Raw genomic sequence first — 7,914 nt, forward strand, 5'->3', positions numbered from 1 at the left:
GCTGGGAAACCAGAGACGACATGCACGACGCCTTCCTCCAGCTCGCCCACTGCATGACCCTCGCCCGCAAGCACCCGGCTTTCTGAAAGCACCCCTTAGTCAACCGAGCCCGGGCCAGCCTCTCAGCCAGCCTCTCGCGCAGTTCGGTGAGTGCCGGACCGTCGCCGCTCTGTTCGCCGCGCATGTGCTCGCCCCCGAGACCCTGACGTGTTCGCGGGTGTCCATCTTCGTCCCGGCGAACCCCGGCGGACACCGTTTCCACGACCTTCGACCACGTCAACACCCCACCGAGTACAGGGAGCTTGCCGTGGCCGTCGCTGTCGTCCTGCTGACCATCACCGTCGTGTTCGTCATTGCGCTGCTGGCCGCCGCCGGTGCGGGCACACTCGCCCGCATGGAAGGCGCCACCTACCCCTCCGCCCTCACCCGCGCCGCCACCACCTTCGCCACCGTTATCACCCTCGCCGCCGCCGTGACTGCAACCCTCACCACACTCCTCACCTGAACCAGCCCATACGCCGGTCTGCGGCTGGTGACAGGCTTCTTACCGGCACCCCCTGTTTGGCATCGCGCGGATGGGCGAGGAGGGGCGCATCACCCTGGGCAAGGGCGGCCGCTACCTGATCACCGACCTGGAGACGCTGGCCGCCGAGGCAGACGGCGAGCAGTACATCACCGCGCCGCCGACGTTCTGGAGATCCGGCACCCGGCCGACTGGAAGTACGTCGAGGCCGCCGGGTGGATCACCCCGGCCCCGGCACCTACGAGCGCGAGGTCGGCCGGCACCGCACCGTCACCGTCGCGCTGTACCGCCTCGGCGACGTGCGCATTGTGCGGGACATGTCGGGCGCGGCAGTCGCTCGGTCCGTGCATCAAGCGCGAGCAGCACAAGGGCTGGCATGAGGACGCCGACGGGGCTTCGTGGAAGGAGCGGGACGACGCAGTCACCGTCCCAGGGATGCACTGCGCGGCCTCATGGAGGTGGCCCGGTGGGCTGCCTCGGAGCGCGGGCGGCACGAGACCGCCCTGCACTTCGTCGCCCGGCAGGCGCTCGCAGCGCTGGACGAGGCGGGGTTGCTCGATCAATTCAGGGAGGGCGGGTGATCAGTTCGCCTGGCCGTTCTGCGAGGGGGCGCCCTGCTTCGGTACGCGCTTCTTGGCCGTCTGCTTCTTGGGCAGCTTCTTCTTCGGCTTCGCGCTGACGGCGGCCGGCGCGGTGTCCGCACCCTTCGCACCAAGGCGCGAGCTGGTCGCCAGCACTTCGTTGATGATCTGCCGCCGGATCTCCACCACGTGCTCACGGTCAAGGCTCTGGGTGAGCCGTTCGGCCGTCAGGTAGTAACTGTTGAGCACCGGCTGATCGAAGTACCGGTTGAGCTGACTGATCGACTCGCGGTAGAGAATCATGTACGTCCGGCTGAGGTAGCCCGAGAGCAGCGTGCTGAACGCGGCCAGCGCCGCGATGAACCAGCGGATCTCTTCCAAAGGCACATACACGCCGCCGAACGCCGCGCACACGAGAAGGAGCAGCCCGACCCCCATCGCCGTACGGGACGACCTGAACGCCTTGTCCGCCTGGTCGGTGACGATGCGGTGGTACTCGCCGATCTGGCCTTGGTTCAGCTCCATGAGCGTGGCCAGCTCGGTCGTCTTGCGGAGCTTCTCCAGAGCCTGCTGGTGGTATTCCTCCCGGGCCTTCAGCTTGGCAGCGAAGCCTTCGTTCTGGTTCGCCATGTATCGGCGACGGGTTACGAGATAGAAGACGCCCGCGACGGCCAAAACAACAATCACCGCCGCCGTGATCCACGTAAACGGCGTCAGGTCAACTACCGCGTTTGGCGGCGGCTCGTCTTCGACGCCGGTCACACCTTGCTCGCCAGCGCCCCCTTTCCCAAAGTCTCCAAGGAGGAGAAGAAGCCCGAACGCGAAGACGATGAAGACAACGCCGAAGCCCGCGACAAGCACGGCCCGTCGGCGCTGCCTGGCAAGAGCATGTTCCTCGGCAAGCGCATCCCAGTCCGGTGGCGTGTAGCTATCGCCGACCTGCCTCATTCTGCTCGCATCGACTCCAGTGATCTTTGCCATTCGTCCCCCTGCTCACGATCAGGCCCGGAAGCCTAGCCCCCGCCACTGACAGCGGGAGGAGTTTCGCCAGCCCGGCAACTGCCTGTGCAAGAAGGAAGAGGAGAGTGATGACCCGCAAGCGAGCTGAGTCCGCCGGTTCGGCGGATGTGATCGCCTGCGGACGGTGCGGAGCAGAGGCCGGGGCCGGTGGTCCCGGCCTCCCTGCTGTCCACTCCTGATCGGCCACGGCACCCCGATCCGTCAACCCACACACCGTAGAGTCACCAATAGTGAGTGAAATTTTTAAAGAACATAGTGACTATACAAGCTAACTGGGTGAATCCTGCTAGGATGACGGGGAGTTGAGTTCCCGAGGAGGGTGAGTGAGCCAGTCACCACAGGAAGAGGGCGCGATCAATGCGACCACGGCGCGGAACAAGCTGTACGCGCTGGTCAAGCTCGTTGAAGAAGAGGGTCACGCCACGGTGATCACCAAGCACAAGGTGCGCGCTCTGTTGGCGCCGCTGGACCGGTTTCCGGCAGCCCGGAAGACCGATGCCTTCCCGGCTCATGTGCTGAGTACGGCGCAGAGGGACTTCGGAGACCTCGTCACGCTGGCAGCCCAGGGCCAACCGCAGGTGCTCCTGCGCAACACCACTCCGGTCGCGGTGCTGCTTCCCGCCGACTCCTCTTCTGATGCCCTCTCGTCCGACACGGCCGCGCACCCCGGCGCGGCGACCGCAGGAGGTGCGGTGAACAGCCAAGGCAACAAGGACCGCGGCAGCACGCCGCGCAGGCTCGCCACGCTCGGCGACGCCATCGGTTCCGTACTCACCGACGGCCCTGCCGGTGGCCCCACCTTCGGGCTGCCCGGCCTGGACGCCGCGACAGGCGGTCTGCAGCGGGGCAAGCTGACGCTCGTGGCAGCTCGTCCGAGTGTCGGCGGAAGCCTGCTGGGTCTGGCGGCCGCACGGAAGACGGCGCTTGTCGACCACGCCATGGTCCTGTACGCGGCCTCGGGACCGAACCGGGACGACATCTTCCGCCGGATCATCTCCGCCGAGACCGGCGGCGAATATGCGCGACTCAAGCAGGGCCGCCTTACCGAGCATGAGCAGAAAGTCGCCCACCAGCTCGTCCAGGCCGGCGACCTCCTGATGATCGATGACGGCAGCGACCTGACCGCCGAGGACATCAGGGAGACCGCCCCGCACATGGAGGGCCTGGCCCTCGTGGTCGTGGACCGCCTGCAGACCGCCCACAGCGCCCGCCTGCCACTGTCCGGGGACCGTCTCCCGGACGCCTCGCAGGTCCTAGCCACTCTCGCGCGCACGCTGCACGTGCCGGTGCTCGCCATCGTGGACAGTGACGATCCCGCACTCCTGGGTCTCCTGGACGCCGACGTCATGCTGACGCTCACGCCCACCGAGGACCCTGCCCGGGTCCAGGTGACGGTCGCGGAGCGCGACTTCGGCACGATCGGCTCGGCGTACCTGCAGCCCGACCTGCTCCACGCCCGCTTCCTCGATGTCGGCGCCGCCTCCCTCGGTCGCGCCGACAGCCCGGCGGGACCGGGGCTCTCGGTGTCCGCTGGTGGAACGGCGGCGCTGGAACTGGCCGAAGCCGCCCTTCCCTACACGTCCGGCGGACACCAGGGGATCCCTGCCGCCCTCACCCACGAGCTGGCGGCATGGCGGGCCGCGGTCGCCAATGGTGACCAGGAAGCCCTGAAGGGGATCCTGCCGTCACTGCTCCAGGCCGCCGCAGCGGTAGCGGAGATGCCGGACACCCATGAGGGGCACCGCCTCGCCGCCGCGCTGCGGCCCTACGGCGAGCCCGTGTCCGCCGACACCGCCGCAAGTGCCGGTCAGGCCGCTGCTGCCGGGGCCCCTGTCCACGCTCCGGCGGACAGCGGACAGGCCCAGGAAAACGCGGCGGAGGATGAGGAAGACGGCGAGGACGGTCTGAAGCCGGGGGATGAGGAGGATGAGCCCGAGGGGCACGTCTTCCCGGCCCTGAAGATCCTCAAGGACGCGGTCGGCCGCTCGAAGATGCACCCGATCTCCGTCATCCGCAAGGAGGAGCGGGACAGCGGCCCGTGGCCGCTGATCAGCGAGCACATGGACGGCGAGCCCCGCTGGGTCCATCCCGACGTCACCGCCACCCGCGTGCCCCACGTCAGGGCGAACGGCAAGCGCGTCCGCCGCGACAAGCTCGACGTGCCCGACTCGTTCGGCGAGGGCATGCTGTGCCTGATCGACCGCAACGGCAGCTTTCCCTCCGCCTGTTCGGCCGTTCCCCTCGCCCCGAACAAGCTCCTGCACACCGGCCCGCTCGACGCGTACGACAAGGCCGGGGCCGGCATCTACTTCATCGACATCCCCGAGTGGAACCGCACCGACATGCCGCACCCCCTGGGGCGGATCATCGACCGGCCCGACGAGGACGGCCGCGTGTGGGTCACCACCCCCCACATCAAGCAGCTGGTGAAGCTCGCACGAGACAACCACCTCGCCGCGATGCCGACCATCCACGACTCCTGGACGGGCAAGGCCAACGAGTCACTGTTCAAGCCCTTCTACGAGGCCACCCGCAAGGCACGCACCGAGCTCGTCCAGGTCGGCGGCGACCCCTACAAGGCTTACAAGACCCGGCTGTCCATCGCGCTGCGCCTGCTGTGGCCCAAGCGCCCCGCGCAGCGGTCCCCGTTCTGGCGGCCGGACTGGCGCATGAGCATGGTCGCCGAGGCCTCCGTCCGCCACTGGACCGTCGCCTTCAAGGCCGTCCAGGAAGGCCACACCCTCGTCGCGCTGCGCAACGTCGACCAGGCCATCTTCTGGACTCCGCCCGGCACGCCGCCGTCCACGTATCGGATCGGGACCGGCTTCGGCGAAGTGAAGCGCAAGTTCGTCCAGGCCGGCGAGACCATCCTGGAAGGTGACGACTGATGGCCGGCCCCACTGGCCACGGAGGATCCCTGGGCGCAGCCCTGGGCGATCTCCTGCGCTCCCAGGTCACCCCTCGCCACCGGCTGTCGTCGTACACCGCCAAGCACTGGCACGCCCAGCTCAGCCAGCTCACCGCAACCCACCGCGGGCAGCAGGCCCTTGCGGACGCCGGGCTGAACGTCACGGCCAAGACCCTCATCAACTGGCTGTCCGACGCCGAGTACAACGTTCGCCGCAGCTACCTGGACATCATCCACACCGCGTACGAGAACGTCGCCATCGTCCCCGCCGACCCCATCCCCCGCCACATCAAGCGGGGCCAGTACGAGATCAGCGGCGTCGTCACAACCGGGGACGACGAACGCGAACGCGGCACTGCGGACGCCGCGCCCCTGCGGATCGACGGCACCAGGGGCAACTGGGACGCGATCGAGGAGCTCTGGCTCGCCGGTGAACTCACCGACGACGAGTTCGAGGACCACTTCATCGACGACGTCATCGTCGAGGACATCGGCGAGGGCACCGACGGCTGGACGTTCCCCGGCGCCTCGTACTCCGTCGAAGTCAGGTAGCAGCACGCACGAACCAGTCGAACCAACCGTCGCAGCAAGGGAATCCACAGCATGAGCCACCCCCCAGAACGGCGGAAGTTACCGCTGATCGCCGTGTACGCAGAGACGGCCGCGAACGCCGAGCAGCGTGTGACCGAGCTTCTCGGCGCCGCGGGCGCGAGCCCGGCTGAGGTACACACCCTCATCGCGGCCATCCAGGCCGGCGCCGTGGAAGGCGCTCAGGGCGAAGTCATCGAGCTGGATACGCAGGCCCCCGCTGACAGGAGCGACCAGGTCCACGAAGGCTGGCTTCGCGCTGTCGAGACGATCGCCGGACGGCTCGCCCACATCGCCGACCGCACCGTCCGCCAGGCCCGAACGGCGGCCGCGGTGACGGACACGCCGCCGGTCGTGACGAGGGCGGAACGGGCCTCCCTGCCCACGCCAGCCGACAGCGTGGGGGAGGACCAGGTGCACCAGGTACTCGAGGCGGCCGAGCGGGTTTTCGTGTCCGTGACCGGCTACACGGGCTTCGACCGCGACCTGTCGGAGGAGATCCTCGCGGTCGTCCTCAAGTCCGTCAGTGCCGAGCAGCAGGAGGGCTACGTACGGCAGTTGGAGGCCTTCGCCGAAGCCAACCGTGAACGCCTCGGGCAGCTGTACGGGAAGTACGGGCCGGGCGGGACGCTCGCGGACGAGCGCCACTGTTACCTGACCCATCAGCCCGCGAGCGTCGTGGTCTGCGAGCGCCTGGACACCGTCCCGATGTGGCTCAACGGGGTGTGGAACGACGAACTCGACGCCGAGCTGACGCTGGAGCGCTTCACGAAGCACTGGCGTTTCGGCCTGGGGCCCTCATGAGCGGAACCGGCGATCGAACGGCTGAGCTCCGTCGGCTCGACGGCGACTTCAGGGAGAGGACGAGGCCATGGCGCAGCTGAAGATCCGGGACCTGCACGAACTCTTGCGTCAGGCCCCCCGACGACGAGACCTTGAGCAGGACGGTATCCGCCTCGTGTAGGGGTGCCGTTAACGAGCGGCGAACAAGGTGACAAGTAACCCGCCAGTAGTTTTTGGATCGGCCCCGGGGCAATCGAACCGTGGTTCGCCGAGATTGATCACAGCCAGGCTGTAGGTGCCCAGAGGGTATTGACGCGGTTCTCGTACTCGCGGCGGGCCTTGCGCTGTGCCGGGATCGCCGGGGCGCCCTGGGTGCCGTCGAGAGGCTGGCAGTGAGCGAGGAGTGCGCGGTGGACCGAGGGCACGGCGCTCACGCGCAGCGTGTAGCCCTGACCGCGCCGTACGGTCACGCCCTGGTCGAGCATGGCGCGCTCGGCGGGCTCCAGGTCGGCCGCGCGGAGGAAGTCCGCGACCTTGCCCGGCATGTCGAGGACGACCAGCAGCTCCGGGGCCGGGGCGCCCTGGTCGACGGCGGTGTGCTCGGGCAGGAGGTCGGCGACGGCAGTACGGATGGCTCCGCGGCTGACGTCGTGGACGCGGGCGAGGCTGGCGATGGACTGTCCATCCAAGTACGCGGTGCGCACGGCGTCGGTCTTCTCTGCTGGGATGGCCGGGCGGCGTCCGCCCTTGTTGCCCTTGGCCTCGGCGGCCCGCAGTCCGTCGTACGTCAGCTCCCGCTGGAGGTCGCGCTGGAGTTCGCCGGCGGCCGCGAGGGTCTGCACCATGAACTTCACCGTGGACAGCAGCTCGCCAGTGCGCGGGTGGCGGGCGGTGAGGTCCATCGCGGAGAACGCGCCGTCGTGGATGCGCAGGGCGAGACGGCCCTTGTGCAGGACGTCGAGCACATCGAGGATGTGCCCGGTGCCGCGCACCAGGCGGAACATTTCCGAGATGTGCACGGTGTCGCCCGGCCGCGCGTACGCCAGCAGCTCGCCGAACTTCGGGCGCTCAAGCGGGTGGAGGCGGCTGGAAGTGCCAGCCTCCTCCTCGAACGGGATCGGGTTCTCGATCCCGGCCTCGTCCAGGACGAGGTTCTGCCGGGCGGTCGACTGCTGGTCGGTCGAGACCCGCTTGTAGACCAGGTTTGCCACCGAGGAGCCCCTTCCGTACGGAGGATCGGACCCTATCTGTCGTCAAACCCTGTCAGCAATCACCATCGGATCTGATTGGATTCGAGCCGCCGCGAACCTCCGGATTGCACGGGTTCATTGGACGTCCGTCGCGCCTGTCGTCATTCGATCGTTTGCCGACACTCAGGCAGTGGTTCCGACGACCACGTCGACGGCGTGGCGACGGTGTGCTGCGAAGAGGTCGAGGGCGGTGTTGGTGTCCCGGGCGCGCAGTGCGGTGACGAGTCCGTGGTGCTCGCGCGGGATGCAGTCGAGGTAGCC

The 7,914-nt window shown here is 68.2% G+C and carries 7 protein-coding genes; 5 read left to right on the forward strand and 2 right to left on the reverse strand.

Annotated elements, in window-relative coordinates; genetic code table 11:
- Positions 1 to 307 precede the first annotated feature (307 nt).
- Positions 308 to 505: a hypothetical protein gene (locus tag KUM49_RS20190; protein WP_254401533.1), complete on the forward strand. Its 198-nt coding sequence runs from the start codon at positions 308 to 310 to the stop codon at positions 503 to 505.
- A 470-nt stretch (positions 506 to 975) separates the two neighbouring features.
- Entirely contained in the window at positions 976 to 1,104 is a 129-nt protein-coding gene (locus tag KUM49_RS49820; RefSeq protein ID WP_302185457.1) for a hypothetical protein, read from the forward strand.
- Here KUM49_RS49820 and KUM49_RS20195 read toward each other — a convergent pair whose 3' ends face one another.
- The gene (locus KUM49_RS20195; protein ID WP_217238285.1) at positions 1,105 to 2,085 is read right to left on the reverse strand and encodes a hypothetical protein; all 981 of its coding nucleotides are present in this window, start codon (positions 2,083 to 2,085) and stop codon (positions 1,105 to 1,107) included. It lies immediately after the preceding gene.
- Between the two features lie 362 nt (positions 2,086 to 2,447).
- On the opposite strand from KUM49_RS20195, the gene KUM49_RS20200 reads away from it, so the two are divergent.
- Genes KUM49_RS20200 through KUM49_RS20210 form a run of 3 tightly spaced genes read left to right on the forward strand, consistent with a single transcriptional unit; the run spans position 2,448 to position 6,424 of the window.
- Positions 2,448 to 5,012: a type II toxin-antitoxin system prevent-host-death family antitoxin gene (locus tag KUM49_RS20200; RefSeq protein WP_308406675.1), complete on the forward strand. Its 2,565-nt coding sequence runs from the start codon at positions 2,448 to 2,450 to the stop codon at positions 5,010 to 5,012.
- Entirely contained in the window at positions 5,012 to 5,584 is a 573-nt protein-coding gene (locus KUM49_RS20205) for a hypothetical protein (protein WP_217238286.1), read from the forward strand. The genes KUM49_RS20200 and KUM49_RS20205 overlap by 1 nt, the downstream gene beginning before the upstream one ends.
- A 51-nt stretch (positions 5,585 to 5,635) precedes the next feature.
- Positions 5,636 to 6,424 carry a hypothetical protein gene (locus tag KUM49_RS20210; protein WP_217238287.1) on the forward strand — a complete coding sequence of 263 codons (789 nt, stop codon included), beginning with the start codon at positions 5,636 to 5,638 and terminating at the stop codon, positions 6,422 to 6,424.
- Between the two features lie 257 nt (positions 6,425 to 6,681).
- On the opposite strand, the gene KUM49_RS20215 is transcribed toward KUM49_RS20210, so the two are convergent.
- Entirely contained in the window at positions 6,682 to 7,614 is a 933-nt protein-coding gene (locus tag KUM49_RS20215; RefSeq protein ID WP_217238288.1) for a recombinase family protein, read from the reverse strand.
- Positions 7,615 to 7,914 lie beyond the last annotated feature (300 nt).

The sequence above is a fragment of the Streptomyces sp. AC555_RSS877 genome (genome assembly GCF_019049245.1).
In the GTDB taxonomy this organism is placed as follows: Bacteria; Actinomycetota; Actinomycetes; order Streptomycetales; family Streptomycetaceae; genus Streptomyces.